Origin of the sequence: Crossiella sp. S99.2, from assembly GCF_023094165.1 — a bacterium.
Lineage (GTDB): Bacteria > Actinomycetota > Actinomycetes > Mycobacteriales > Pseudonocardiaceae > Crossiella.
Map to the genome: position 1 here is coordinate 493,560 of NZ_JALMDK010000001.1, position 25,495 is coordinate 519,054.

The following is a 25,495-nucleotide window of genomic DNA, read 5'->3' on the forward strand; positions in this document are numbered from 1 at the left end:
GTTCGGCTGCTTACCATGCGGCCGTGACCGCAACGGGCCTGCTCGCCCTGTCGATCTGCGCGGCCGTCGTCGCCGCGGTCCTCGGCTTTTTCCTCGGCCGCTCCGTCACCGCCAGGGCCACCCGCAAACCGCCCGGCCTGACCGTGGCCGAGCTGATGCAACGGGTGGTGCACGCCTCGCACAACGCGGTCGCGGTGCTCAACCGCTTCGGCGACGTGGTGCTGCACAACCCGCGCGCGGAGGAGCTGGGCGTGGTGCAGGACGGCCGGGCCGACCCGCGCGCCCGCAAGGCCGCCGAGGTGGTGCTGGAGACCGGCGAGATGCTCGAGGTCGACCTCTCCCCGCTGGAGCGCGCCACCCTGTCCAGCCGCCAGCCCGCCGCGGTGCTCGGCGAGGCCAGGCTGCTCGGCGACGGCTTCGTGGTGGTGGACGCCTCCGACGAGTCCGACGCGGTCCGCCTGGAAGCGATCCGGCGGGACTTCGTGGCCAACGTCAGCCACGAGCTGAAGACCCCGGTGGGCGCGCTCGCGCTGCTGGCCGAGGCGGTGCTGGACGCGGTGGACGACGAGGACGAGGTCCGCCGCTTCGCCAGCAAGATCCTGCACGAGGCCAACCGGCTGGGCACCCTGGTCACCGAGCTGATCGCGCTGTCCCGGCTGCAGGGCGCCGAACGGCTGCCCGAGCTGACCCCGGTCGAACTGGACTCGGTGGTCACCGAGGCGCTGGGCCGGTGCCGGCTGGCCGCGGAGTCCCTTGGCATCGAGATCGCGGTGGACGAGGGCAGCGGCCTGATCATGGACGGCGACCGGACCCTGCTGGTGACCGCGCTGGCCAACCTGATCGACAACGCGGTGGCCTACTCGCCGCCGGACAGCCCGGTCTCCATCAGCAGGCGGCTGGTCGACAACTTCGTCGAGATCTCGGTCACCGACCGGGGGATCGGCATTCCCGCCGAGTTGCAGGGCCGGGTGTTCGAGCGGTTCTTCCGCATCGACCCCGCGCGTTCCCGGGCCACCGGCGGCACTGGACTGGGGCTGGCCATCGTCAAACACGTGGCCGCCAACCACGCCGGTGAGGTGCGGCTGTGGAGCCGCCCCGGCACCGGTTCCACGTTCACCATGCGCATCCCGGCACACCGGGCCGACCATGGTGGCGGAACCCCGAATCCGTCCACAGTGGACGTACGGGACGCGGAGCAGCCGCGCCCCGTCAACGCGGGCAGCGTCGAGCATGGAGGAGTTCAGTGACCAGGGTGCTGATCGTGGAGGACGAGGAGTCCTTCGCCGACCCGCTGGCGTTCCTGCTCCGCAAGGAGGGTTTCGCGACCGCGGTCGCGGCCACCGGGCAGGAGGCGCTGGAGGAGTTCGACCGCAACGGCGCGGACATCGTGCTGCTGGACCTCATGCTGCCCGGCATGAGCGGCACCGACGTCTGCAAGGCCCTGCGGCAGCGCTCCGCGGTGCCGGTGATCATGGTGACCGCGCGGGACAGCGAGATCGACAAGGTGGTCGGGCTGGAACTGGGCGCCGACGACTACGTCACCAAGCCCTACTCCGCGCGCGAGCTGATCGCCCGGATCCGGGCGGTGCTGCGCCGCGGCGGCGAGTCCGAGGAGCTGCTGCCCCAGGTGCTGGAGGCGGGCCCGGTGCGGATGGACGTGGAGCGGCACGTGGTGACCGTCTCCGGCGGCGAGGTCAGCCTGCCGCTCAAGGAGTTCGACCTGCTGGAGTACCTGCTCCGCAACGTCGGCCGGGTGCTCACCCGCGGCCAGCTGATCGACCGGGTCTGGGGTGCGGACTACGTCGGCGACACCAAGACGCTGGACGTGCACGTCAAGCGACTGCGCTCCAAGATCGAACCCGACCCCGGCGCCCCTCGGCACCTGGTGACCGTGCGCGGCCTGGGTTATAAGTTCGAGAGCTGAGCCGTTCGGCTTAATGATCATGGGAAAATGCACGCTTAGTGATCTTGCTAGCCGTGCATTTTCCCGAGATCGGTGCAGATCCGACCGGTGCCGGTGAACCTGCCGATCCCGCCAGGTACCGTGCTCTGGTGCGGCTCGGGGTGCTCGACGTGGGTTCGAACACCGTCCATCTCCTTGTGGTGGACGCGCATCGGGGTGCCCATCCGACCCCGATGAGTTCGATCAAGACCATGCTCCGGCTGGCCGAGCAGCTCGATCGCAACGGCCGCCTGACCAGGGCAGGCTCGGACAACCTGGTCCGCACCGTGGCCGCGGCCAAGCGCGAGGCGGCCAAACTGGGCTGTGACGACCTGATGGCCTTCGCCACCTCGGCGGTGCGCGAGGCCGGCAACTCCGCCGCGGTGCTGCAGCGGGTGCGCAAGGAGACCGGGGTCGACCTCAAGGTGCTCTCCGGCGCCGATGAGGCCCGCTACACCTTCCTCGCGGTGCGCCGCTGGTTCGGCTGGTCCGCGGGCAGGCTGCTGGTGGTCGACATCGGCGGCGGCTCGCTGGAGCTGGCCACCGGCATGGACGAGGACCCGGAGCTGGCCTTCTCGGTGCCGCTGGGCGCCGGGCGGCTCACCCGCACCCGGTTCCGGCACGACCCGCCCACCCAGCGCGAGATCAAGGCGACCAGGGACTGGCTGACCGAGGAGCTGGCCGAGGTGGCCAGGGTGCTGCGCAAGAGCGGCGCCCCCGACCGGGCGGTGGCCAGCTCCAAGACCTTCCGCACCCTGGCCAGGCTCACCGGGGCCGCGCCCTCCTCAGCCGGGCCCAGGGTCAGCCGGGTGCTCACCGACAGCGGCCTGCGCCAGCTCACCGCGTTCATCTCGCGGATGTCCGCGGCCGATCTGGCCGAGCTGGAGGGCGTCAGCGCCAGCCGTTCGCACCAGCTGGTGGCCGGGGCGCTGGTGGCCGAGGCCGCGATGCGAGCGTTGTCACTCCCACAACTGGAGATTTGCCCGTGGGCCCTCCGTGAGGGTGTCATTCTCCGGCGGCTGGACCAGACGGACGGCGACGACCACACTGTGTCCGACCCTGGCGGAGCCGCTGCGACCAACGGCTCCGGGCCTGACGCTGGGCAGGAGCAAGGTCACAACACTGGACGGATGGGCCAGCACGGGGCACGGTGGAATCAATGAACCGGGACAACGAGTCGGAGCGCGACAGCCAGCGCACCGTTGCGGATCTCCTCGCGCAGTACGGCGAGGGGTCGGGCAACGCCGCGCCCAGGCGCCGCCGTCGTCGTGCCGAGGACGCGAACGAGACCGCACCGCAGCAGATCATCGACCGGATCAACTCCGATTCGGGGACGATGCGCGCGCTGCGGGACGAGCAGGCGCTGGTCGAGGAGCCGCCGGCCGCGCCACCGCGCGCGGCCAATCTGGAGACGCCCTCCCGGCGCGACCTGCCTAGTTACGACACGCCCAGCGGCCGGTTCGCCCGGCCCGCCACGCCGACCCGTCCGGTGCCGCCGGCACCCCCGCCGGTGGCCGCCCCGGACGCCGCCGAGCTGACCACCGAGGTCCCGGCGATCACCGACGCGTACCCGGCCATCACCGAGCCGCCGGTCGCACCGGGCACCGCCACCAGCGGCCGCCTGCCGCGCCCTGACGCGCCGCCGGTGCCGCCGAAACCGGCCCCGCGCAGCAAGCCGAGGGTGCAGCCGGACCCGGTCACCGAGGTGCTCCCGGTGATCGCGGACGCGCCGCAGACCGATCCGGACGCGCCGCCGCGCGAGGGCGAGGACTGGTTCACCGACACCGGGTACCAGGAGCCCTACGTCGAGGACGAGGCCGAGCACACCACCCAGTACCAGGCGTTGCGCGCCTCCGCGCCCAAGGCGGAGCCGGAGACCGAGGACGAGGACGAACAACCGCGTCCCGCCCGCGGTCCGGCCGGACTGGACGAGGACGCCGAGGTCCCGGACGACTACGACGAGGACGAGGACGAGGAACCGCGCTCACCGGCCAAGGAATGGCTGATGATGGTCGTCCAGCTGGGCGGCGGCGTCATCGGCGGCGCCGGGCTGTGGCTGGGCTTCCAGTGGCTGTGGCGGGCCATCCCGTCCATCACGCTCTTCCTCGCGCTGGCCGTGATCGGCGGCATGGTCTGGCTGGTCCGCAAGATCCGCAAGGCGGACGACCTGCAGACCATCCTGCTCGCGGTGCTGGTCGGCCTGGTGGTCACGGTGTCCCCGGCCGCGTTGCTGCTAGTCGGCAAGTGAGCCCGGCCCGCGCGCATCCGGCAGGCCAGTGGCGCCCGGAGATCCCGATCGGGCTGTCCACCGCCGCGGTCTGGCCGCAGCCCGCCGCCACCGCCTTCCAGCTGGCCGCCGAACTGGGCTACGACGGCGTCGAGGTCATGGTCTGGGCCGATCCGGTCAGCCAGGACATCGGCGCGCTGGAGAAGCTCTCCGCCGCGCACAAGGTGCCCATCCTGGCCATCCACTCGCCCTGCCTGCTGATCACCCAGCGGGTCTGGTCGGCCGATCCGGAGGTCCGGCTGCGCCGCTCGGTGGCCGCGGCCGGCGCGCTGGGCGCGGAGACCGTGGTGGTGCACCCGCCGTTTCGCTGGCAACGCCGCTACGCCGACACCTTCAGCGCGCTGGTGAGTGAGCTGGAGGAGGTCAGCGGCATCGCGGTGGCGGTGGAGAACATGTTCCCGCTGCGCCCGCTCGGCCGGAAACGCCAGGTCCGGGTCTCCGGCTTCCGGCCGTCGCCGGACCCCACCGACGTGGGCTACCGCAACTACACCCTGGACACCTCGCACACCTCGGCCGCGCACATGGACGCGCTGGAACTGGCCAAGCGGATGGGCCCCGGCCTGCGGCACGTGCACCTGGCCGACGGCACCGGCGCCCCGGTGGACGAGCACCTGGTGCCCGGCCGCGGCGACCAGCCCTGCGCCAAGTTGTGCGAGGAGCTGGTTGCCAACCAGTTCACCGGCACGGTGGTGCTGGAGGTCAGCACCCGCAAGGCCAGGACCAGGGAGGACCGGGTGGCCGACCTGGCAGAGGCACTGCTGTTCGCCCGGTTGCACCTGGGCCGGTAATTCGGTGTATGTCACGGAACGTGTCTTCGGTCATATCGGAGCCGGGAACAGCCGGTTCAGGGCCTGACCCATCCGGGTGGTTCACGTACAGTTCCGCCCTGTGAACCCGTTGCGCGCCTTGATCCTCGCCGCCGCCGGCAACAACGGCATCCGGCGTCTGGTCGGCACCGCTCCCGTGTCCAGGGACGTGGTGCGCCGTTTCGTGGCCGGGGAGTCCACCGCGGAGGCCGTCGTCGCGACCAGTGCCCTGGTCGACGACGGGCTGACCGTGACCCTGGACTACCTCGGCGAGGACACCACTGACCGGGAGCTGGCCGAGGTCACCGTGCAGTCCTACCTGGAGCTGCTCGACCAGCTGCACTCCGCGGGCCTGTCCGGCTCGGCCGAGGTCAGCGTGAAGCTGTCCGCGGTCGGCCAGGCGCTGGACGAGCGGCTCGCGCTGGACAACGCCTCCCGGATCTGCGCCGCCGCCGAGCAGTGCGGCACCACGGTCACCCTGGACATGGAGGACCACACCACCACCGACTCCACCCTGCGCGTGCTCGGCGAACTGCGCCGGAGCTGGCCGTGGGTGGGCGCGGTGCTGCAGGCATACCTGCGCCGCACCCTGGACGACTGCCGCGAACTGGCGGGCCCCGGTTCCCGGGTGCGGTTGTGCAAGGGCGCGTACAAGGAGCCCGAGTCGGTGGCCTACCAGGCCCCGCACGAGGTGGACCTGAGCTACGTGCGCTGCGCCAACACGCTGCTGCAGGGCGACGGCTACCCGATGTTCGCCACCCACGACCCCCGGCTGGTGGGCATCATCGACGAGCGCGCCCGCTGGCACGATCGCAAGCCGGGCACGTACGAATACCAGATGCTCTACGGCATCCGGCCGGAAGAACAACTTCGTCTCGCTCAGGCGGGCGAGACCGTCCGGGTCTATATCCCGTACGGCCAGGAGTGGTACGGATACCTGATGCGACGACTGGCCGAACGACCGGCGAACACCGCGTTCTTCCTGCGGGCTCTGGCAAGCAAGCGGTGAGGGTCCGGACGGATCCACTGCGCATCACCCCGTTCGGGCTGGCCACCGCGGTCCGCCCGATGGGGGATGGCAGCTTCACCGCCGAGCTGGCCGCGGACTGGACCATCGCGGGCAAGCCGCACGGCGGCTACCTGCTGGCCCTGCTGGCCAGGGCCGCGATCACCACCGCGGAGACCGGCGGTACCGGCAACGGCGCCGCACCCGACCCGCTCAGCGTGAGCGCTGAGTTCCTGCACCCGCCGGAACTGGGCCCGGTGCTGCTGCGCACCAGCGTGCTCAAGTCCGGCCGCACGGTCACCGTGGTCAAGACCGAACTGGAACAGCGCGGCCGGGTGTGCGTGCACGCCATGGTCACCACCGGCCGCCTGCCCGAGGAACCCGCCGCCTGGACCGACCTGCCCGAACTGCCAGCCGAACCGCCGGCCAGGGCGATCGAGGTCGGCGCCACCCAGGCCGCCAAGGTCTTCCGGGTGGCCAAGGCCTGCCAACTGATGCTGGACCCCGACGGCGCCGGTTTCCTCACCGACAACCACACCAGCCCACTGCGCCTGCGCCTGTGGGTCCGGCCGCGCGAGGGGCAGCCGGACCCCCTCTTCGCCCTGGTCGCCGGCGACATCTCGATGCCGGTCACCTTCAACCTGGGCCGCCTGTCCTGGTCGCCCACCGTGCAACTGACCGCGTTGCTGCGCTCCCGCCCGGCCCCGGGCTGGTTGCGCCTCTCCGTGGAATCCAAGGCCGTCTACGGGCAGTGGTTCGACGAGGACACCACCGTCATCGACTCCACCGGCCGCCTGGTCTGCCAAACCCGCCAGCTCGCCCTGACCCCACTCGACTAGCCCCCTCTCCCGCACCACTTGGCCCAACTGGCACACCCAGTTGGGCAAACCGGGCGTACCGGTTGGGCCAAGTGGGCGGGGGTGGTGCGCCATGCCTTCTCCGGGGCTGTCCGCGGCCGTCCTAAGCTTTCGCGCATGACGACCACCGCTGTGCTTGGCGCGGGCAAGATCGGCGAGGCGCTGCTGTCCGGGCTGCTCCAGTCCGGCCGCAGTCCGGAGGACCTGCTGTTCACCGAGCGCTATCCGGCCCGCAGCGCCGAGCTGACCAAGCGTTACGGCGTGCGCGGCGTCGACGTGCCGACCGCGGCGGGGCTGGCCGATGTGCTCGTGGTCGCGGTCAAGCCGCAGGACATCGAGCCGCTGCTGGACGAGCTGGGCGCGGTGCTGCGGCCGGGCACGCTGATCGTGTCGCTGTGCGCCGGTCTGCCGACCGCCCTGTTCGAGCGCAGGCTGCCCGAGGGCGTCCCGGTGGTCCGGGTCATGCCGAACACCCCGATGGTGGTCGGCGAGGCGATGAGCGCCATCTCCGGCGGCAGGCACGCCAAGGCGGAGCACCTGGCGCTGGCCGAGGCCATGCTGGCCGCGGTCGGCAAGGTGGTGCGGGTGCCCGAGGCGCAGCAGGACGCGGTCACCGCGCTGTCCGGGTCCGGTCCGGCCTACTTCTTCTTCCTGGTCGAGGCCATGATCGACGCGGGCATCCTGCTCGGGCTGCCCAGGGCGGTGGCGGCGGATCTGATCATCCAGTCCGCGGTCGGCTCGGCGGCCATGCTGCGGGACTCCGGGGAGCACCCGGTGGCCCTGCGCGAGGCCGTCACCTCGCCGGCGGGCACCACCATCTCGGCCATCGTGGAACTGGAGAAGCACGGGGTGCGGGCGGCCCTGATCGCGGCCATCGAGGCGGCCAGGGACCGCTCGATCGAGCTGGGCAAGGCGCACGAGAAGTAAGCGCGTTATCACGGAACGGTATCGGAAGTCGAGTCCTCGCAGCGTGCGGGCAGGGCGGCTACCCTCGTAGGCAGCACGTGCGTGTCGATTCCGTCGGTGGGGAAGCCGGCGGCGCGCCACGTGCCGAAAGACACGGTGACTCATGCCGGCGAAGAAGGAGACGGATCACGCTGGACTCGGTCAGGTTCGGTTTCTCACGGTTGCCGAAGTGGCCGGGCTCATCCGTGTCTCCAAGATGACGGTTTACCGGCTCGTGCACTCGGGCGAACTGCCCGCGGTCCGGGTCGGGAGGTCCTTCCGGGTGCCCGAGAACGAGGTGCACGCCTACCTGGAGAACGCGTACTACAACGCGGGCTGAGGGGCGGTTTCACCCCCCGGGTACCCTGGTAGACCGTTCGTGTCATTCGGCCGCCCGGCCGGCGGCCGCAGCGCGCGCTGACGACACGCGAAAGCTCAGCACACCAACATCGATAGTGAAGAGGAACCCGTATGGGCTCGGTCATCAAGAAGCGCCGCAAGCGCATGTCGAAGAAGAAGCACCGCAAGTTGCTCCGCAAGACGCGTCACGCGCGTCGCAAGCAGGGCAAGTGACCCTCGGGTCTGAGGTCGCTTCTCGCTCGTTGTGCTGATGATGGCCTGAGACCGAACGAACCGCCGCCGCGTCCGAGGTGTGAGCCTCGATACCGGCGGCGGTTCGCGTTACCGGGCTGACCTGGGAACTTCACCAGGAACGCCCCGCAAGGCGGCATGCCGGAGCCGATGGCGCGGGTAGCATCGCCTTCCGTCACCGCCCGTGCCCAGGGAGTCGCATGGCGCCCAACATCGTCCTCGTCACCGGGGTAAGCCGTTTCCTCGGCGGACACCTCGCCGCCCGCCTCGCCGCCGATCCGTCCATCGAACGGGTCCTCGGCGTCGACACCGTGCCGCCGCCGCGCGATCTGCTGCGCCGGATGGGCCGGGCCGAGTTCGTGCGCGCCGACATCCGCAACCCGCTCATCTCCAAGGTCATCGCCACCGCGAAGGTGGACACCGTGGTGCACGCCTCGGTGAGCGCGAACCCGGGCTCCACCGGGCGCACCGCGATGAAGGAGATGAACGTCATCGGCACCATGCAGCTGCTGGCCGCGTGCCAGAAGTCGGCGTCGATGCGCAAGCTGGTGGTCAAGTCCACCAGCGCGGTCTACGGCGCCAGCTCCCGCGACCCCGCGGTCTTCAGCGAGGACATGGGCCCCAAGGACCTGCCCTCCAGCGGCTACGCCAAGGACGCGGTGGAGATCGAGGGCTACGTGCGCGGCTTCGGCAGGCGCCGCCCGGACGTGGACGTCACCACGCTGCGCTTCACCAACTTCATCGGTCCGCGCATCGACACCGTGCTGACCCGCTACTTCGCCCTGCCGGTGATCCCGACCGTGTTCGGCTACGACGCCAGGATGCAGCTGCTGCACTCCGAGGACGCGCTGGCCGTGCTGGAACGGGCCACCATGCACGAGCTGCCCGGGGTCTACAACGTGGGCGGGGACGGCGTGCTGATGCTCTCCCAGGCCATCCGCCGGGCGGGCCGGGTGCCGCTGCCGGTGCCCAGCGCGCTGGTGCCCTCCTTCGGTCAGCTGGTGCGCGGCGCGCGGCTGGTGGACTTCTCCCCCGAGCAGATGCGTTTCCTGAACTTCGGCCGGGTGGTGGACACCGGCAGGCTGGTCGCCGACTTCGGCTTCCAGCCGCGCTGGACCACCCAGCAGGCCTTCGACGATTACGTGCGCGGCCGCGGTCTGCGGCCGGTGCTGGACCCAGAGATGATCACCGGCGTGGAGCGGACACTGAAGTCGATGTTCTCCCGCAGCGAGCGAGGATGAGGTGAGCGAAGCGGTGGCAGAGGCACGGGTGATCCCGATCAGGGGCGGCGGACGCGAGCGGACCGCCGAGCCGCGCGGCAACAACGGCAGCACGCGGGGGCCGATCCCGGTCACCCAGGCCGACCCCTCGGTGCTCGAGCAGCGGCTGGCCGACGCGCTGGCCTTCCTGCGCCGCAGGCTCACCGGCGAGTACGAGGTGGACGAGTTCGGCTTCGACGCCGACCTCACCGACAACCTGCTGATGACCCCGCTGCGCCCGCTGTATGAGAAGTGGTTCCGGGTGGAGGCCCACGGGCTGGCCAACCTGCCCAGCGAGGGCGGCGCGCTGATCGTGGCCAACCACTCCGGGACCATGTTCCCGATGGACGCGCTGATGACCGGTGTGGCCGTGCACGACCACCACCCCGGCCGGCGGCACCTGCGCATGCTCGGCGCGGACCTGGTCTTCCGGCTGCCGGTGCTGGGCACCATGGCCCGCAAGGCCGGGCACACCCTGGCCTGCAACCCGGACGCGGAACGGCTGCTGCGCAACGGCGAGCTGGTCGGCGTCTGGCCGGAGGGCTTCAAGGGCATCGGCAAGCCGTTCCGGGACCGGTACAAGCTGCAGCGCTTCGGCCGCGGCGGGTTCGTCTCGGCCGCACTGCGCACCAGGGCGCCGATCGTGCCTTGCTCGATCGTGGGCGCCGAGGAGATCTACCCGATGCTGGGCGATCTGCGCCCGCTGGCCCGGCTGCTCGGCCTGCCCTACTTCCCGCTCACCCCGACCTTCCCCTGGCTGGGCCCGCTCGGCCTGGTGCCGCTGCCGACCAAGTGGCACATCGAGTTCGGCGAGCCGATCCGCACCGACGGGTTCGACCAGCAGGCCGCCGAGGACCCGATGCTGGTGTTCAACCTGACCGACCAGGTCCGGGAGACCATCCAGCAGACCCTGTATCGCCTGTTGACCCAGCGGAGGAACGTCTTCCTCGGCTAATCTGCGCCGCGTGGGACACCCAATGCAGCCGCAGCAGCCGCCACCGATCCTGGTCAGCACGATGAACGACGTCCCGGGCTACCGGATCGTCCAGGTCTTCGGCGAGGTCTTCGGCCTCACCGTGCGCAGCCGGAACGCCTTCTCCGACATCGGCGCCAGCTTCAAGGGCATGTTCGGCGGTGAGCAGGTCGGCTACACCAAGCTGCTCAGCGACTCCCGCTGGGAGGCGATCAACCGGATGCGCGCCGAGGCCGCCCAGCGCGGCGCCAACGCGGTGATCGCGATGCGGTTCGAGAGCGGTGAGGTGGTGCCAGGCAGCACCGAGATCGCCGCCTACGGCACCGCCGTGTTCATCGTCCCCGAGCAGCAGCAGCCGCCCCAGCAGTGATCGAACCGGCCTACCAGGCGGCCACCCGCGCCGGTTACGACGCGGTGGCCGCCGAATACACCGAGCTGGCCAGGGTCGCGCTGGCCAGGGAACCCTTCGCCAGGGCCGCGCTGACCGCCTTCGCCGAACTGGTCGAGGGCCCGGTGGCCGAACTCGGCTGCGGTCCCGGCATGGTCTCGGCGTTCCTGCACGGACTCGGCGTGGACGTCTTCGGTATAGACCTGTCCCCGGCCATGGTGGCGATCGCCCGGCGCGAGCACCCCGGCCTGCGGTTCGAGGTGGGCACCATGACCGAGCTGGACCTGCCCGACGGCGCGCTCGGCGGCATCGTGGCCTGGTACTCGATCATCCACATCCCGCCTGCCGAACTGCCCGCGCTCTTCGCCGGGTTCCACCGGGTGCTGGGCCCCGGCGGGCACCTGCAGCTGGCCTTCCAGGTCGGCGAGGGCACCCTGCACCTGGCCGAGGCGCTGGGCAAGCAGGTCGGCCTGGACTTCCACCGTGGTGAACCGGACCGGATCGGCGAGCTGCTGACCGCGGCCGGGTTCGAGGTGCGCGCGGTGCTGCGGCGGGCCCGCGATCCGGAGGAGCGGACCCCGCAGGCATACCTGCTGGCCCGCAAGGTCGATCATGAAGCGATAGCTACCGATTGACTTTCGATAGGTAGCTGGCGATACTCGACGCATGTTGACCATGCAGCGAGTGGTGTTGCCGCTCCGGGTGTTCCTGGTGCTGTTCTTCGGGATCCTGCTGGTGTTCCAGACCCTGTCCTTCCCCGGCAAGTTCGCCTACATGGCGCAGGTGCGGCCGGAGGAGGCGTACCTGCGCTGGCCGCTGACCGCGGTGGCGGCGCTGATGATCCTGTGCGTGCAGGTGGTGATCGTGGCCACCTGGCAGCTGCTCACCCTGGTCCGCACCGACCGGATCTTCACCACGGCGTCGCTGAAGTGGGTGGACGCCATTGTGTGGGCGATCTTCGCGGGCTGGCTGGTGCTGGTCAGCATCGCGGCCGTGGTGGTGCTCAACGCCGATGACCCAGGGCTGCCGATGGTGCTGTTCCTGCTCTCCATCGGGGTCGCGGTGCTGGGGCTGGTGGTGCTCGTGCTGCGCGAGCTGCTGCGTCAGGCCACCGCACTGCGCTCGGACCTGGACGCGGTGATCTGATGCCGATCGTGGTGCGCATCGACGTCGAGCTGGCCAGGCGCAAGATGAGCGTCGGTGAGTTCGCCGAACGGGTCGGGCTCACCCCGGCCAACGTGGCCGTGCTGAAGAACGGCCGGGCCAAGGCAGTGCGGTTCAGCACCCTGGAGGCCATGTGCCGGGTGCTGGAATGCCAGCCCGGCGACCTGCTGGAGTGGGTCGAGGAGGAGCCTTAACCGATGCGCTTGCGCCGGTAGGCCACGCCGGCGGCGAAGGCCGCGGCCAGCGCACCCGCGCCGAGCAGCGCCGGGATGCCGATCTTCATCGCCTTGCGGCCGGTGCGGAAGTCGCGCACCTCCCAGCCACGGGCCCTGGCGATATCGCGCAGCCGCTGGTCCGGGTTGACCGCCACCGAGGTGCCCACCACCGACAGCATCGGCACGTCGTTGGAGGAGTCCGAGTAGGCGGTGCACCGGCGCAGGTCCAGGCCCTCGCGGGCGGCCAGCGCGCGCACCGCGTGCGCCTTGGCCGGGCCGTGCAGCAGATCGCCGACCAGGCGGCCGGTGTAGACGCCGTCCACGTGCTCGGAGACCGTGCCCAGGGCGCCGGTGAGGCCCAGCCTGCGGGCGATGATGGTGGCCAGCTCCACCGGGGTCGCGGTGACCAGCCAGACCCGCTGACCGGCGTCCAGGTGCATCTGGGCCAGCGCCCTGGCGCCGTCCCAGATCCGGTCCGCCATCAGCTCGTCGTAGATCTCCTCGCCGAGCGTGACCAGCTCGCTGACCTCGCGCCCGGCCACGAAGGAGAGCGCCTGCTCCCGGCTGGACCGGATGCCCTCCGGGCTCTCCTTGCCGCCGATCCGGAACTTGAGCTGCTGCCAGGCGAAACCGAGCAGGTCGGAGCTGGCGAAGTACTTGCGGGCGGCCAGGCCACGGGCGAAGTGGAAGATCGACGCGCCCATCATCATGGTGTTGTCCACGTCGAAGAACGCGGCCGCGGTGAGGTCCTGCGGCACCGCCGCGTCGTACTCCGCCGCCGCGGCCACCGCGGCCTCGGCCGATGCCTCCCCGGCCAGGGCCGCGCTGCTCTTGTGCTCGGGCCGGTCCTCGTTCGCCCGCCGGTTGGCCACCGCGGTCCCCTCCAGGTCCTCCTGCGTCAGCGGGTTCACCCGCCCCAGGGTAGCGATCGCCGCACGTTACCGGTTCGGACCGAGCAGGCCGAAGGGGAGTTTCAGAAGATCGAGGAGCCCGGGCAGCAACCCGGTCGGCGGCGCGGGCACTTCCACCGGTGGCGGCGTGCTGACCTGGGGCAGGCTGGGCTGCGGCAGCGGGATCGGCGGCGGGGCCGGGGTGTGCCGGGACGGCGTGCGCGCCGGGGTGTCCGCGACCGCGGGGGTGGACGTGGGGGAACTCACCACGGCCCGTCCACTCGCCCCGGTGCTCGGCAGCGGGCTCACCTCCCGGGCAGGCACGGGCACACAGCGTTCGGTGGCCGGCAGCGCGCCGATGTCGTCGGCCGCGCCGGAGGTGATGGTCAGGCAGCCCGCGCGCTGGCGCAGCTCGCTGGCCCGCTGCCGGATCCGCTCCAGCAGCGCCATGGTCACCTCCAGCCGCTGCCGGGCGGCCGGCGGCAGCGCGACCGAGGCGGTCCGCAACCGGCTGATCTCCCGGGTGGTCCAGTCGGCCAGCGCGGCGAAGAGCTGGTCGTCGGTGTCCGCGCCCAGTTCGGTGAGCAGCCGGGACCCGGCCGCCGCGTCGGACTCGAAATCGGCCAGCGCCCTGGCGAAATCCGCCACCGGGGCGCCCGGCCGGTCCAGCAGCGCGCCCAGTTCGGTCACCCTGGAGTCGGCGAACTCCAGGTGCTTGAACGCCCTGGGATGCTCGCGGAAGATCAGGCCCAGCTCGGCGCTCTCCGCGCTGCGCTTGACCGCGTAGAGCGCGTCCCCTGGCACCGCGTCCCGGCTGAGCAGCACCGACATCCCGGTCACCGAGGCGATCAGGGCCACGCAGGCGGCCAGCGCGACGGCGAAGCGCCGCCGCCTGGCCGTGGGTTCAGAGCGGGACTGGGCTTCGCGCACCGCGGCCGGGAAATCGGCCATCAGGCGGGCGCGCATCCGATCTCTGGCCGCCGCGTCCGGGTTGAGGTGTTGTTCGTAGGCGGCCAGCGCGGGCAGCACGCGCGCGAACTGCGCAGGTCCTTCGGATGGCCCTGAGGGCGGTTCATCCGTGCTCACGTGTGTCCTTCGGCTGGCCGGTGGCACGGGCCCCGGCAGGCCCGCACTCTCAGCACAACAACGAAGCAGTGACCCGATGAGTTACGCGGACGTCCGTACGGGTTAACGCAGTCCGGCTGGCAGGAGCTGGGCCAATCGGCGTACCGCGCGGTGCTGCAGGGCCTTGATCGCGCCCTCGTTGCGCCCCATCACCTCGGCGGTCTCGGCCACCGACAGGCCCTGCAGGAAGCGCAGCACGATGCACTCCCGCTGGTCGGTGTTGAGCTGGCCGACGCATTTGAGCAGCTCGGTGTTGGTGGCCTCGGCCAGCACCGCCTGCTCGGGTCCGGCCAGCGGCTCGGAGTTGTCCGACAGTTCGGCGGTGGGCACCTCGAAGCGGTACCGGCTGGACTTCACGTGGTCCAGGATCAGGTTCCTGGCGATGGTCACGAACCAGGCGCCCACGTCCCGGCCCTGGTAGCTGACCGAGCTGATCCGGCGCAGCGCGCGCAGGAAGGTCTCACTGGTGAAGTCCTCGGCCAGGCTGCGGTCGCCCACCCGGAAGAGCACATAGCGGAACACCACGTCCACGTACTGGTCGTAGAGCCGGCCGAAGGCGTCGCTGTCCCCGGCCTGGGCCGCCTGTACCAATACCCATGCTTCCCCGGCCGGAGGCGGCGGCTGCACGACCTCGGCCTGCGAAGGGCGCCCCGGTGAGCAGGGCCAACCCATCGGTGGGGGCATGCGCGGCTCCCTTGCTCGCGGTTCCCGGTCCTGGCGGCGGTCGGACCGGGGATTGACCGAACCATACCTTTTGTTACTCCAAAGTAGGTAGCGTTGGTCGTCGGTATTTCCCGGTCCTTCTCCCAGACGCCCCACAGGCGGATGCATGACGAACATCACCCGTGTCAGACTTCGGGTCCGTTCGCCTCGGCCATCGGGAGGACAGATGACCGTCGTCGGCAACGTCGCGGACCTGATCAGGTCCGCGGCACTCCGGGAAGCCGACCACCCCGCGTTGCTGGATGCCGCCGATGGCAGCCAGGTGAGCTGGGGCAGGCTGGATTCCGCGGTGGACGCGCAGGCGCACCGGCTGCGGATGGCAGGTGCGCTGGCCGGGGACCGGGTGGCCATCCGGCTGCCCACCGGGATCGAGTTCTGCGTCGCCCTCTTCGGCGCGCTGCGCGCCGGTTGCGTGGTGGTGCCGCTGGCGCCCGGCCTGCCGGGGCCGGAGCTGACCAGGGTGCTCACCGACTCGGGCGCGCGGCTGCTGGTCGCCGAGGGCGAGGTGCCGGGGATCGCCGGGAACGTGAAGGTGCTGCCCGCGCCCGCGCTGGCCGAGGCCGAGCCGTTCGAGACCGCGGGCGGCGATGAGGACCTGGCCGTGCTGGCCTACACCTCGGGCACCTCCGGGGTGCCGCGCGGCGTGATGCTCTCCCACCGCGCCCTGGTGTCCAACACCCGCCAGTGCGCCCGGCTGCGCCCGGCCCCGGTCACCGCGGCCGACCGGGTGCTGCTGGCCATCCCGCTCTTCCACGCCTACGGCCTGGGCCCCGGCCTGTTGCAGACCGCGGCCGCCGGCGCCACCGGCGTGCTGCTGGAGCGCTTCGACGCCGAGGGTGCGCTGGCCGCCATCCGCAGGCACCGGGTGACCACCTTCGTCGGCGTGCCGCCGATGTACACCGCCCTGCTCGGCCTGCCAGAGGACGAGCTGCGCGAGGGCCTGGCCACGCTGCGGCTGCTCACCTCGGGCGCGGCCCCGCTGGACGGCGAGGTGCTACGCCGGGTCAAGGCGGCCACCGGCCTGGACGTCTTCGAGGGCTACGGCCTCACCGAGACCGGCCCGGTGCTGACCTCCACCCTGGTCACTGGGGTGCCCAAGCCCGGCTCGGTCGGCCAGCCGCTGCCCGAGGTGGAACTGCGCCTGGTCGACTCCGACGGCACTCCGCTGGAGGAGGAGGACGAGGGCGGCGCCGGCCTGGTGTCGGTCCGCGGTCCGAACCTGTTCAGCGGCTACTGGCCGGACGGCGCGCACGGCCCGGACGCCGAGGGCTGGTTCCGCACCGGCGACGTCGGCTACCTGGACGAGGGCGGCGACCTGCACCTGGTCGACCGGGCCAACGACCTGATCATCGTCAACGGCTTCAACGTCTACCCGCACGAGGTCGAGCACGTGCTGGGTCTGCTGCCCGGGGTGGTGGAGTCCGCCGCGGTCGGCGTGCCGGACGCCGGCACCGGCGAGACGGTCAAGGTCGTGGTGGTCCGGGACGAGGGCGCGGAGCTGACCGAGGCGGACGTGGTGGCGCACTGCGCGAGCCTGCTGGCCAAGTTCAAGGTGCCGACCAAGGTCGAGTTCGTGGCGACCCTGCCGCACTCGGTGACCGGCAAACTCGCTCGGCGTTCGCTGCGCTGAGCTAGCCCGTTCAGGCGTGGCGGCGGTCACTGATCTGTTAGTTGGACTTCCGAGTGTCGGAGACCCCACAATTGGTCTCGCAGGGTGGAAAGCCCCTGGCACACAGCCGTGCCGACACTCGGAGGTGGCAACACATGGGTGCTCCCGTGATCGATCGACAGCTCCCGGGCGACGAGGCGACCGCGCTGCTCGAGCTGACCAGGGAGATCGCGGACAAGGAACTCGCGCCCCGGGCCGCCGCCGCGGAGTCGGCCGGCGAGTTCCCGCGTGCGGCCTTCCACACCCTGGGCCGGGCCGGTCTGCTGGGCCTGCCCTACCCGGAGGAGTTCGGCGGCGGCGGTCAGCCCTACGAGGTCTACCTGCAGGTCGTGGAGGAGCTGTCCCGGGCCTGGCTGGCGGTCGGCCTCGGGGTCAGCGTGCACACCCTGTCCTGCCACGCGCTGGCCGGCTACGGCACCGCCGAGCAGCGGGAACGCTGGCTGGGCGAGCTGATCGGCGGGGAGCTGCTCGGCGCGTATTGCCTGTCCGAGGCGCACTGCGGATCGGACGCGGCCGCGCTGCGCACCACCGCCAAGACCGGGGAGACCGGCGACTACACCGTCTCCGGCACCAAGGCCTGGATCACCCACGGTGGGGTCGCCGACTTCTACACCCTGCTCGCGCGCACCGGCGAGGACGGCCCCAGGGGCATCTCCGCCTTCCTGGTCGACGCGGACACTCCCGGCGTCACCGCCGCGCCGCCGGAACGCAAGATGGGCATGAAGGCATCCGTCACCGCCCAGGTGATCTTCGACGCCGCGGTGATCCCCGCCGACCGCAGGCTGGGCGCCGAGGGCCAGGGCTTCGCCATCGCCATGGACGCGCTCAACTCCGGCCGCCTCGGCATCGCCGCCGCCGCGGTCGGCGTGGCCCAGTCCGCGCTGGACGTGGCCGTGGACTACGCCAGGGAACGCACTGCCTTCGGCCAGCCGATCGCGGAGTTCCAGGGCGTCTCGTTCCTGCTCGCCGACGCCGCCGCGGGCATCGAGGCATCCCGCCAGCTCTATCTGGCCGCCGCCCGCCGCAAGGACGCGGGCCTGCCCTTCGCCACCCAGGCGGCCATGGCCAAGCTCATCGCGACCGACACCTGTATGAAGGTCACCACGGACATGGTGCAGGTGCTCGGTGGCGCCGGGTACGTCGAGGACTACCCGGTGGAGCGGTACATGCGGGAGGCGAAGGTCTTGCAGATCGTGGAAGGCACCAACCAGATCCAGCGCATGGTCATCGGCCGCGCGCTGGTCAAGCAGCGGTGAGCGAGCACCAGGTGACCCTGCTCGGCAGGGTCGACTGCTACGCCTGCGAGGTCGCCAAGGCCGATCTCGAACGCATCTGCGGCGAGATCGGCATCGAGCTGACCGTGGTCGACGTGGACACCGACACCGAACTGCGCGCCGAGTACGGCGACATGGTGCCGGTGATCCTGATCAACGGCGAGGAACACGGCTACTGGAAGGTCGAGGAAGAGCGCTTCCGGGCCGCCCTGCGCAGCTGGGGCTAGCGCTTGCACTTCTCCGCGAGCTGTTTGAGCGTGGCGTCCAGGTAGAGCCGGTCGCCGCGGGTCATCGCGTCCTTGACCACGCCGGCGGCGATCTCGCATTCGCCGGTCTGCAGGCGCTTCATGTGCATTTCCAGCACCTCGCGGCGGGCGGCGCTGGCCTCGTCGCGGGCGGTGTCGGCCTCCGCGCGGGCGGCGCTGATCCGCTTGTCGGCGTCCTTGATCCGGCGCTGGTTCTGCTCGGCCTGCAGGCCGTTCATCGCGGCCCGGCTCTCCGCCTGGGTCAGCATGACCGCCAGCACCGTGGTGCCGGTGAGCAGCAGCGCGCAGGCCACGATCAGCGAGATGAGCAGCGGCTTGCCCGTCCTGGCCGGGCCTGCGGCCTCGTACTCCGGCGGCAGTGGGTTCATGCCCGCGCCGAAGACGGGTGACGGCGGCAGCGTGACGGCCGGTTCCTGCTGGTCCATGGTGGTTCCCCCCGAGAATGGTGCCTTCGCCAATGCTTACCGGTTTCTGACGGTCCGCCGTTACCTGATGTGAACCGGGTCGCGGCAGGCGTCGAATGGAGGACATGGACACCCCGCGCATCCCGGCGCCCGCCGCCGCCCTGATCGGCCTGCTGGGCGTGCTCGCCGCGCTGGGCGCGGGCCACCTGGTCGCCGGGGTGCTGGAGCCGGGCGCCTCGCCGCTGGTGGCCGTGGGCAACGCCGCCATCGACCTGACCCCGGCGGTGGTCAAGGACTTCGCGGTGCGCGCCTTCGGCACCGCGGACAAGCTGGTGCTGCTGGCGGGCATGGCCGTGGTGCTGGCCGGGCTGGGCGTGCTGGCCGGACTGCTGTCCCGGCGGGCGCCGCGGGCCGGGCAGGCGCTCGCGGTGGCGCTGGGCGCGCTGGCGATGCTCGCCGTGTACACCCGGCCCGACCTCGGCCAGTTCGCCCTGCTGGCGCCCGCGGCGAGCCTGTTCGCCGGACTGGGCGCGTTCACCTGGCTGCATGGCCGCGCGCTGGCTGTGCGGGCCGCTGACGGCCTGGCCGAAGACCGCCGCCGGTTCCTGCTGGGGTCGGTCGCCCTCGCCGCCGGGGCCGGGCTGAGCGGCCTGGCCGGGCAACTGCTGGGCCGCCGGGTCGACCTGGCCGCCTCGCAGAACGCCGTCGCCCCGGTGCTGCCGCGGGCGGCCAAGGCGGCGCCGATCCCGCCTGGCGCGGACTTCGCCGCGGACGGCACCCCGACCTTCCTCACCCCCAACGCCGACTTCTACCGGATCGACACCGCCTTCTCAGTGCCCCGGCTGCGCGCCGAGGACTGGGAGCTGCGCATCCACGGCATGGTCGAGCGGGAACTGCGGATCTCTTTCGCCGACCTGGTCAACCGGCCGCTTGTGGAGCGCACGATCACCATGACCTGCGTGTCCAACGAGGTCGGCGGGCCCTACGTGTCCACCGCCACCTTCACCGGCGTGGACCTGCGCGAACTGCTGCTGGAGGCCGGGGTCAAACCCGGCGCGGACCAGCTGGCCACCACCAGTTCGGACGGCTGGACCTGCGGCACCCCGCTCTCGGTGCTGCTGGAGCCGGACCGGGGCGCGTTGCTGGCCATCGGCATGAACGGGCAACCGCTGCCCGCCGAGCACGGCTTCCCGGTGCGGATGGTCACACCGGGGCTGTACGGGTACGTGGGCGCGACCAAGTGGATCACCGAGGCCGAGGTGACCACCTTCGCCGACTTCGACCCGTACTGGATCCGCCGCGGCTGGGCCCGGCTCGGACCGGTCAAGACCCAGTCCAGGGTGGACCGGCCCACCGGCTTCGCCAAGGTGCCCGCGGGCCGGGTGGTGGTGGCGGGCACGGCCTGGGCCCAGCACACCGGAGTGTCCACAGTGGAGGTTCGGATGGACGGCGGCCCTTGGCGCACAGCCACTTTGAGTGCTGAGTCCACTGTGGACACTTGGCGGATGTGGCGGACCGAGTTCGACCTCGCGCCCGGCGGGCACACGGTGGAATGCCGGGCCACCGATCGTGCCGGCTACGTCCAGACCGCCCAGCGGGCCGAGGTGGTGCCGGACGGGGCGACCGGGTGGCATTCGAAATTCTTCACCGTGACCTGATCGTGATAAACCGGGCAAAGGCGCAGATCACCGGATCCGGTGACAGCCGGACGGCGGCATCCCGGCCGCCGCCGCGGACGGCTCCGCCTGCCTCCGAGTGCCCGGGTTCGCCGGACACCCGGCCGGGGGCTTGACAGCCCAGGTAGACGGCTCGGCGTCGTGAGCGAGACCACATCCGCCTCAGCGCGCGCAGGCCCCTATAGCACAACTCCGAAGGACGCTGGTCACGCCCTTGTTCGGCGACTTTGTGCATGTGTTCACAAGTGGCTACCGTATAAGCAGTCACCCGGGTGGACGTGCGAGTTCGGGGCTCAGCGCGCTCAGGCACCTGTGTCGGTGACCTCAGTGTGTTCGGTGAGGGAGTTAACGCGTGACGGCGCAGCGGAACGAGGGGCGAACGGCCCCGGCCGGCAGCTCCGAGACGGTCGCTCAGGACTCGCTCGCCCCCGAGGTGCCCAGCGCCCGTGAACGCGCCAGGGCCATCCCGGAGGCGGCCGTCGCCCGGCTCGCGGTCTACCTGCGCGTGCTCTCCACCATGGCCGAACAGGGTGTGACCACCATCTCCAGCGAGGAGCTGGCCGCGGCGGCCGGGGTGAACTCGGCCAAGCTGCGCAAGGACCTCTCCTACATCGGCTCCTACGGCACCCGCGGCGTCGGCTACGACGTGGAGGTGCTGGTCGACCAGATCGAGCGCATCCTCGGCCTGACCCGCAAGCACAGTGTCGCGGTGGTCGGCATCGGCAACCTGGGCCACGCGCTGGCCAACTACGGCGGGTTCCCCGGCCGCGGGTTCCCGGTGGCCGCCCTCTTCGACGTCGACCCGGACCTGATGGGCGTCCCGGTGGGCGGCATCCCGGTCGAGCACGTGGACGACATCCCGACCGTCTGCGCCGAGCGCGAGGTGACCATCGGGGTCATCGCCACGCCGCCGGCGGCAGCTCAGCTTGTCTGTGACCGTTTGGTCTCCGCCGGTGTGCAATGCATCCTGAACTTCGCACCGGTCGTGCTCCAGGTCCCGGACGACATCGAGGTGCGCAAGGTCGACTTGGCGGTGGAGATGCAGATCCTGTCCTTCCACGTGGCCCGTCGCGCCGATGAGGCGACGGAGCACGAGGCGTCCGCCGGCGCCGCCACCAGGGCCAACGGGGCCCGGGTCGCAGCCGCCGACCAGGTGGGGGTGCGTCCGTGAGCCTGCTTGTGGTCGGCCTTTCCCACCGCACCGCGCCGGTGTCGATGCTGGAGCGCGCCGTGGTCAGCGGTGACGACGTCACCAAGCTGCTCGCCGAGCTGCTGGAGTGCCCGAACGTCTCCGAGGCCGTGCTCGTCTCCAGCTGCAACCGGGTCGAGGTCTACACCGTGGTGGAGACCTTCCACGGCGGCCTGGCCGACATCTCCGGGGTGCTCTCCCGCCAGTCCGGTGTGGACGTGTCCACCCTGTGCAACCACCTCTACGTGCACTACGCCGCCGGCGCGGTGGACCACCTGTTCCGGGTCTCCGCCGGCCTGGACTCGATGGTCGTCGGCGAGGCCCAGATCCTCGGCCAGCTGCGCTCGGCCTACACCGCGGCCACCGAGGCCGGCACGGTCGGCCGCACCCTGCACGAACTGATCCAGCACGGCCTGCGGGTCGGAAAGCGCGTGCACACCGAGACCGGCATCGACCACGCCGGCCCCTCGGTGGTGACCGAGGCCCTGGCCGACGCCGAGCGGGTGCTCGGTGGCCTCACCGGCCGCCGCGCGCTGGTCATCGGCGCCGGGTCGATGGGTGGCCTGGCCGCCGCCCAGCTCCGCCGGGCCGGCATCGGCCGGATCGCGGTGGCCAACCGCACCGCGGCCAACGGCGAACGGCTGGCCGCCGCGCTGGCCGCCGACGGCACCCCCGCGGTGGCCATCGGCCTGGAATCGCTGGTGGCCGAGCTGGCGCTGGCCGATGTCGTGGTGGCCTGCACCGGGGCGAACAGCCCCGTGCTGGACGCGGCGACCGTGCGCGCCGCGCGCACCGGGCCTGGCGCCCTGGTGGTGTGCGACCTCGGTCTGCCGCGCGATGTCGAAGCTGCGGTCGCGGACCTGCCCGGCGTGCACGTGGTCGACCTGGAGACCATGCAGCAGCGGCTGCGCGAGGCCCCCAGCGGCCTGGACACCCGGCGGGCCGGTGAGCTGGTCGCCGAAGAGGTGCAGGCATACCTGGCCGCGCAGCGTTCGGCCGAGGTGACCCCGACGGTGACCGCGCTGCGCCGCCGCGCCGCCGAGGTGGTCGACAGCGAACTGCTGCGACTGGACTCCAGGCTCCCCGAACTCGACTCCGCCGTCCGGGACGAGCTGTCCCGCACCGTGCGCCGGGTCGTCGACAAGCTGCTGCACATGCCGACCGTGCGGGTCAAGCAACTGGCCGCCGCGCCGGGTGGATCGAGCTACGCGGACGCCCTCCGCGAACTCTTCGCCCTGGACCCGCAGTCCGCCGCCGCCGTGAGCGCTACGCCTGCAACGCCTGCAACGGAAGCAGAGAGTGTGACCAACCACCACATCGCAATGTCCACAGTGGACGGTGAGGCCCGGTGAAGCGGACCTTGCGCATCGGCACGCGGGGAAGCGCCCTCGCCCTCGCCCAGACCGGCACTGTCGCGCAGGCTCTGGAGCAGGCAGGCGCAACCGTGGAGATAGTCACCGTGTCCACCCCCGGTGACCGCTCCTCCGCGCCCATCCCGGAGATCGGCATCGGGGTGTTCACCTCGGCCCTGCGCGACGCGCTGGCCGCGGGCGAGATCGACGTCGCCGTGCACTCCTACAAGGACCTGCCCACCGCGCCCGACCCCCGGCTGTCCCTGGCCGCGGTGCCCCGGCGCGAGGACCCCAGGGACGCGCTGTGTGCCAGGGACGGGCTCACGCTGGGCGAACTGCCCGCGGGTGCGGTCATCGGCACCGGCTCGCCGCGGCGGACCGCGCAGCTCAACGCGCTGGGCCTGGGCTGGGAGATCAAGCCGATCCGCGGCAACGTGGACACCCGGCTGAAGAAGGTCGTCAACGGCGAGCTGGACGCGGTGGTGCTGGCCAGGGCCGGGCTCGCCCGGCTCGGCAGGCTGGACGCGATCACCGAATCGCTCGACCCGTTGCAGATGTTGCCAGCGCCGGCACAGGGCGCCCTCGCGGTGGAATGCCGCGTTGCCGACGTGGACACCGAGCACCTGCTCCGGGCCACGTTGGACGATCAGGCCAGCCGCGCCGCGGTCACCGCGGAGCGAGCGATGCTCGCTGCTCTGGAAGCGGGCTGTAGCGCGCCGATCGGCGCGCTGGCCGACGTGGTGGAGGACCTGGACGAGGACGGTCGCGTGGTTGAGCGGCTGTCCCTGCGTGGGGTAGCCGCGACGCCGCAGAACGATTTGCTGCGCGCATCCGCCATCGGAGAGATGACCGCAGCAGAGCAGCTCGGCAAGGCATTGGCCGCTGAGCTGCTCGACCTTGGCGCCGCCGCGCTCAGCGGCCCCAGGGGAGTGAACGAAATGGGGAGTGCCTGATGACCCGCGCACGCAAGACCCCCGGACGGATCGCCTTCGTGGGCTCCGGTCCCGGCGACCTGGGCCTGCTCACCGTCCGGGCGCAGCAGTTGCTCACCACCGCCGAGCTGGTGGTGACCGACCCCGACGTGCCTGCCGAAGTGCTGGCGCTGGCCCCCGAGGGCATCGAGGTCCGCCCGGCCGTGGGTGACCCGGCCGATGTGGCCAAGGATCTGGCCACCGAGGCCCGCAACGGCCGTTCGGTGATCCGCCTGGTCGCGGGCGACCCGCTGACCGCCGACGCGGTGGTGGCCGAGGCCCAGGCCGTGGCCAAGACCAACGTCGCCTTCGACGTCATCCCCGGTGTCGCCGCAGGCACCGCGGTGCCCGCCTACGCGGGTGTCGCGCTCGGCGCGGTGCACACCGAGGCCGATGTCCGCGGCAGCGTGGACTGGGCCGCACTGGCAGGCGCCCCCGGCACCCTGGTGCTGCACGCCTCGGCCAGCCACCTCGCCGAGGCGGCGTCCTCGCTGGTGGAATACGGCCTGGCGCCGCAGACCCCGGCCGCGGTCACCACCGAGGGCACCAGCTGCGCCCAGCGCACCATCGACTCCACGCTGGCCGCGCTGGCCGCCGACGCCGGTGACCTGACCGGTCCGCTGGTGGTCACCGTGGGCAGCTCGGTGGGCAACCGGAACAAGCTCTCCTGGTGGGAGTCCCGCGCCCTCTACGGCTGGCGGGTGCTGGTGCCGCGCACCAAGGAGCAGGCTGGCGAGATGAGCGACCGGCTGCGCGCGCACGGCGCCATCCCGGTCGAGGTGCCCACCATCTCGGTGGAGCCGCCGCGCAGCCCCGCTCAGATGGAGCGCGCGGTCAAGGGCCTGGTCGACGGGCGCTACCAGTGGGTGATCTTCACCTCCACCAACGCGGTCCGCGCGGTGTGGGAGAAGTTCGAGGAGTTCGGCCTGGACGCCCGCGCGTTCTCCGGCGTCAAGATCGCCTGTATCGGCGAGGCGACTGCGGAGAAGGTGCGCTCCTTCGGCATCACCCCGGAACTGGTGCCCTCCGGCGACCAGTCCAGCGAGGGCCTGCTCGCCGACTTCCCGCCGCACGACGACATCTTCGACCCGGTGGACCGGATCCTGTTGCCGCGCGCGGACATCGCCACCGAGACGCTGGCCGCCGGCCTGCGTGAGCGGGGCTGGGAGCCCGACGACGTGACCGCGTACCGCACGGTGCGCGCCGCGCCGCCGCCCGCGGACACCCGCGAGATGATCAAGACCGGCGGGTTCGACGCGGTGTGCTTCACCTCGTCCTCCACCGTGCGGAACCTGGTCGGCATCGCGGGCAAGCCGCACACCCGCACCATCGTGGCCTGCATCGGCCCGCAGACCGCGGAGACCGCGATCGAGTTCGGCCTGCGGGTGGACGTGCAGCCCGAACTCGCCCAGGTCCCCTCCCTGGTCGACGCGCTGGCCGACCACGCGGCCCGGCTGCGCGCCGAGGGTGCGCTGCCGCCGCCCCGCAAGACCAAGCGTGCGCGGCGCTGAAGCTGAAGCAGT

The 25,495-nt window shown here is 71.6% G+C and carries 28 protein-coding genes; 24 read left to right on the top strand and 4 right to left on the bottom strand.

The window, feature by feature from the left end:
- The first annotated feature begins 23 nt into the window (after positions 1–23).
- The 16 genes from MZC64_RS02390 (at position 24) to MZC64_RS02465 (ending at position 12,412) form a co-directional block, all read left to right on the top strand.
- Positions 24–1,247 carry an ATP-binding protein gene (locus MZC64_RS02390; RefSeq protein ID WP_247755438.1) on the top strand — a complete coding sequence of 408 codons (1,224 nt, stop codon included), beginning with the start codon at positions 24–26 and terminating at the stop codon, positions 1,245–1,247.
- Positions 1,244–1,924 (top strand): response regulator transcription factor, encoded by a 681-nt coding sequence (locus tag MZC64_RS02395; RefSeq protein ID WP_086784276.1) that lies wholly within the window; start codon positions 1,244–1,246, stop codon positions 1,922–1,924. Before MZC64_RS02390 ends, MZC64_RS02395 begins: the two co-directional genes overlap by 4 nt.
- Before the next feature lie 128 nt (positions 1,925–2,052).
- Positions 2,053–3,105, top strand: coding sequence for a Ppx/GppA phosphatase family protein (locus MZC64_RS02400; RefSeq protein WP_247755439.1), 1,053 nt, complete (start codon positions 2,053–2,055; stop codon positions 3,103–3,105).
- Positions 3,102–4,190 (top strand): hypothetical protein, encoded by a 1,089-nt coding sequence (locus tag MZC64_RS02405; protein ID WP_247755440.1) that lies wholly within the window; start codon positions 3,102–3,104, stop codon positions 4,188–4,190. Before MZC64_RS02400 ends, MZC64_RS02405 begins: the two co-directional genes overlap by 4 nt.
- Complete coding sequence (locus tag MZC64_RS02410; RefSeq protein ID WP_247755441.1) at positions 4,187–5,017, top strand: sugar phosphate isomerase/epimerase; 831 nt, start codon at positions 4,187–4,189, stop codon at positions 5,015–5,017. Before MZC64_RS02405 ends, MZC64_RS02410 begins: the two co-directional genes overlap by 4 nt.
- 100 nt (positions 5,018–5,117) lie before the next feature.
- Positions 5,118–6,044 (top strand): proline dehydrogenase family protein, encoded by a 927-nt coding sequence (locus MZC64_RS02415; protein ID WP_247755442.1) that lies wholly within the window; start codon positions 5,118–5,120, stop codon positions 6,042–6,044.
- Positions 6,045–6,103: 59 nt separating this feature from the next.
- Positions 6,104–6,880, top strand: a complete 777-nt coding sequence (locus tag MZC64_RS02420; protein ID WP_247756216.1) for a thioesterase family protein — start codon at positions 6,104–6,106, stop codon at positions 6,878–6,880.
- A 135-nt stretch (positions 6,881–7,015) separates the two neighbouring features.
- A complete protein-coding gene (proC, locus tag MZC64_RS02425; protein WP_247755443.1) occupies positions 7,016–7,825 on the top strand; it encodes a pyrroline-5-carboxylate reductase in 810 nt (269 codons plus the stop codon).
- 142 nt (positions 7,826–7,967) lie between these two features.
- Positions 7,968–8,183, top strand: a complete 216-nt coding sequence (locus MZC64_RS02430; protein WP_185000615.1) for a helix-turn-helix domain-containing protein — start codon at positions 7,968–7,970, stop codon at positions 8,181–8,183.
- A gap of 131 nt (positions 8,184–8,314) precedes the next feature.
- Entirely contained in the window at positions 8,315–8,416 is a 102-nt protein-coding gene (locus tag MZC64_RS02435) for a 30S ribosomal protein bS22 (RefSeq protein ID WP_076993459.1), read from the top strand.
- 218 nt (positions 8,417–8,634) lie between these two features.
- Positions 8,635–9,675 (top strand): NAD-dependent epimerase/dehydratase family protein, encoded by a 1,041-nt coding sequence (locus tag MZC64_RS02440; RefSeq protein ID WP_247755444.1) that lies wholly within the window; start codon positions 8,635–8,637, stop codon positions 9,673–9,675.
- Positions 9,676–9,778: 103 nt separating this feature from the next.
- Positions 9,779–10,648 carry a lysophospholipid acyltransferase family protein gene (locus MZC64_RS02445; RefSeq protein ID WP_374205634.1) on the top strand — a complete coding sequence of 290 codons (870 nt, stop codon included), beginning with the start codon at positions 9,779–9,781 and terminating at the stop codon, positions 10,646–10,648.
- Between the two features lie 10 nt (positions 10,649–10,658).
- Entirely contained in the window at positions 10,659–11,036 is a 378-nt protein-coding gene (locus MZC64_RS02450; RefSeq protein WP_247755446.1) for a YbjQ family protein, read from the top strand.
- Complete coding sequence (locus tag MZC64_RS02455) at positions 11,033–11,689, top strand: class I SAM-dependent methyltransferase (RefSeq protein ID WP_247755447.1); 657 nt, start codon at positions 11,033–11,035, stop codon at positions 11,687–11,689. Before MZC64_RS02450 ends, MZC64_RS02455 begins: the two co-directional genes overlap by 4 nt.
- A 31-nt stretch (positions 11,690–11,720) precedes the next feature.
- Positions 11,721–12,200 (top strand): DUF2975 domain-containing protein, encoded by a 480-nt coding sequence (locus MZC64_RS02460; RefSeq protein WP_247755448.1) that lies wholly within the window; start codon positions 11,721–11,723, stop codon positions 12,198–12,200.
- Entirely contained in the window at positions 12,200–12,412 is a 213-nt protein-coding gene (locus tag MZC64_RS02465; RefSeq protein WP_247755449.1) for a helix-turn-helix transcriptional regulator, read from the top strand. The genes MZC64_RS02460 and MZC64_RS02465 overlap by 1 nt, the downstream gene beginning before the upstream one ends.
- On the opposite strand, the gene MZC64_RS02470 is transcribed toward MZC64_RS02465, so the two are convergent.
- From MZC64_RS02470 to MZC64_RS02480, 3 genes are all read right to left on the bottom strand, one after another.
- Positions 12,409–13,305, bottom strand: a complete 897-nt coding sequence (locus MZC64_RS02470) for an HAD-IB family hydrolase (protein WP_247756218.1) — start codon at positions 13,303–13,305, stop codon at positions 12,409–12,411. The genes MZC64_RS02465 and MZC64_RS02470 overlap by 4 nt on opposite strands.
- Positions 13,306–13,371: 66 nt before the next feature.
- A complete protein-coding gene (locus MZC64_RS02475) occupies positions 13,372–14,409 on the bottom strand; it encodes a DUF5667 domain-containing protein (protein WP_247755450.1) in 1,038 nt (345 codons plus the stop codon).
- A gap of 102 nt (positions 14,410–14,511) precedes the next feature.
- Positions 14,512–15,132, bottom strand: a complete 621-nt coding sequence (locus MZC64_RS02480) for a sigma-70 family RNA polymerase sigma factor (RefSeq protein ID WP_374205602.1) — start codon at positions 15,130–15,132, stop codon at positions 14,512–14,514.
- 205 nt (positions 15,133–15,337) lie between these two features.
- On the opposite strand from MZC64_RS02480, the gene MZC64_RS02485 reads away from it, so the two are divergent.
- From MZC64_RS02485 to MZC64_RS02495, 3 genes are all read left to right on the top strand, one after another.
- The gene (locus MZC64_RS02485; RefSeq protein ID WP_247755452.1) at positions 15,338–16,801 is read left to right on the top strand and encodes an AMP-binding protein; all 1,464 of its coding nucleotides are present in this window, start codon (positions 15,338–15,340) and stop codon (positions 16,799–16,801) included.
- 134 nt (positions 16,802–16,935) lie between these two features.
- The gene (locus tag MZC64_RS02490) at positions 16,936–18,096 is read left to right on the top strand and encodes an acyl-CoA dehydrogenase family protein (RefSeq protein WP_247755453.1); all 1,161 of its coding nucleotides are present in this window, start codon (positions 16,936–16,938) and stop codon (positions 18,094–18,096) included.
- Entirely contained in the window at positions 18,093–18,341 is a 249-nt protein-coding gene (locus MZC64_RS02495; protein WP_247755454.1) for a glutaredoxin family protein, read from the top strand. The genes MZC64_RS02490 and MZC64_RS02495 overlap by 4 nt, the downstream gene beginning before the upstream one ends.
- On the opposite strand, the gene MZC64_RS02500 is transcribed toward MZC64_RS02495, so the two are convergent.
- A complete protein-coding gene (locus MZC64_RS02500; RefSeq protein WP_247755455.1) occupies positions 18,338–18,805 on the bottom strand; it encodes a hypothetical protein in 468 nt (155 codons plus the stop codon). The two genes, MZC64_RS02495 and MZC64_RS02500, sit on opposite strands and share 4 nt — an antisense overlap.
- A 104-nt stretch (positions 18,806–18,909) precedes the next feature.
- On the opposite strand from MZC64_RS02500, the gene MZC64_RS02505 reads away from it, so the two are divergent.
- The 5 genes from MZC64_RS02505 to MZC64_RS02525 all read left to right on the top strand — a co-directional run bounded on the left by MZC64_RS02505 (position 18,910) and on the right by MZC64_RS02525 (position 25,483).
- Positions 18,910–20,442, top strand: a complete 1,533-nt coding sequence (locus tag MZC64_RS02505; protein WP_247755456.1) for a molybdopterin-dependent oxidoreductase — start codon at positions 18,910–18,912, stop codon at positions 20,440–20,442.
- Positions 20,443–20,893: 451 nt separating this feature from the next.
- Positions 20,894–21,631, top strand: a complete 738-nt coding sequence (locus MZC64_RS02510) for a redox-sensing transcriptional repressor Rex (RefSeq protein ID WP_247756219.1) — start codon at positions 20,894–20,896, stop codon at positions 21,629–21,631.
- Positions 21,628–23,001, top strand: coding sequence for a glutamyl-tRNA reductase (locus MZC64_RS02515; RefSeq protein WP_247755457.1), 1,374 nt, complete (start codon positions 21,628–21,630; stop codon positions 22,999–23,001). Before MZC64_RS02510 ends, MZC64_RS02515 begins: the two co-directional genes overlap by 4 nt.
- Positions 22,998–23,954 (top strand): hydroxymethylbilane synthase, encoded by a 957-nt coding sequence (gene hemC / locus MZC64_RS02520; RefSeq protein WP_247755458.1) that lies wholly within the window; start codon positions 22,998–23,000, stop codon positions 23,952–23,954. Before MZC64_RS02515 ends, hemC begins: the two co-directional genes overlap by 4 nt.
- Entirely contained in the window at positions 23,954–25,483 is a 1,530-nt protein-coding gene (locus tag MZC64_RS02525) for a bifunctional uroporphyrinogen-III C-methyltransferase/uroporphyrinogen-III synthase (RefSeq protein WP_247755459.1), read from the top strand. Before hemC ends, MZC64_RS02525 begins: the two co-directional genes overlap by 1 nt.
- Positions 25,484–25,495: the final 12 nt, after the last annotated feature.

What these genes read in the sequence shown, in the direction of transcription:
- MZC64_RS02405 (WP_247755440.1), top strand. Translation starts at nt 3,102, where the DNA reads ATGAACCGGGACAACGAGTCGGAGCGCGACAGCCAGCGCACCGTTGCG.
- MZC64_RS02420 (WP_247756216.1), top strand. Translation starts at nt 6,104, where the DNA reads ATGGGGGATGGCAGCTTCACCGCCGAGCTGGCCGCGGACTGGACCATC.
- proC (WP_247755443.1), top strand. Translation starts at nt 7,016, where the DNA reads ATGACGACCACCGCTGTGCTTGGCGCGGGCAAGATCGGCGAGGCGCTG.
- MZC64_RS02430 (WP_185000615.1), top strand. Translation starts at nt 7,968, where the DNA reads ATGCCGGCGAAGAAGGAGACGGATCACGCTGGACTCGGTCAGGTTCGG.
- MZC64_RS02435 (WP_076993459.1), top strand. Translation starts at nt 8,315, where the DNA reads ATGGGCTCGGTCATCAAGAAGCGCCGCAAGCGCATGTCGAAGAAGAAG.
- MZC64_RS02440 (WP_247755444.1), top strand. Translation starts at nt 8,635, where the DNA reads ATGGCGCCCAACATCGTCCTCGTCACCGGGGTAAGCCGTTTCCTCGGC.
- MZC64_RS02460 (WP_247755448.1), top strand. Translation starts at nt 11,721, where the DNA reads ATGTTGACCATGCAGCGAGTGGTGTTGCCGCTCCGGGTGTTCCTGGTG.
- MZC64_RS02465 (WP_247755449.1), top strand. Translation starts at nt 12,200, where the DNA reads ATGCCGATCGTGGTGCGCATCGACGTCGAGCTGGCCAGGCGCAAGATG.
- MZC64_RS02480 (WP_374205602.1), bottom strand. Translation starts at nt 15,132, where the DNA reads ATGCCCCCACCGATGGGTTGGCCCTGCTCACCGGGGCGCCCTTCGCAG.
- MZC64_RS02485 (WP_247755452.1), top strand. Translation starts at nt 15,338, where the DNA reads ATGACCGTCGTCGGCAACGTCGCGGACCTGATCAGGTCCGCGGCACTC.
- MZC64_RS02490 (WP_247755453.1), top strand. Translation starts at nt 16,936, where the DNA reads ATGGGTGCTCCCGTGATCGATCGACAGCTCCCGGGCGACGAGGCGACC.
- MZC64_RS02500 (WP_247755455.1), bottom strand. Translation starts at nt 18,805, where the DNA reads ATGGACCAGCAGGAACCGGCCGTCACGCTGCCGCCGTCACCCGTCTTC.
- MZC64_RS02505 (WP_247755456.1), top strand. Translation starts at nt 18,910, where the DNA reads ATGGACACCCCGCGCATCCCGGCGCCCGCCGCCGCCCTGATCGGCCTG.
- MZC64_RS02525 (WP_247755459.1), top strand. Translation starts at nt 23,954, where the DNA reads ATGACCCGCGCACGCAAGACCCCCGGACGGATCGCCTTCGTGGGCTCC.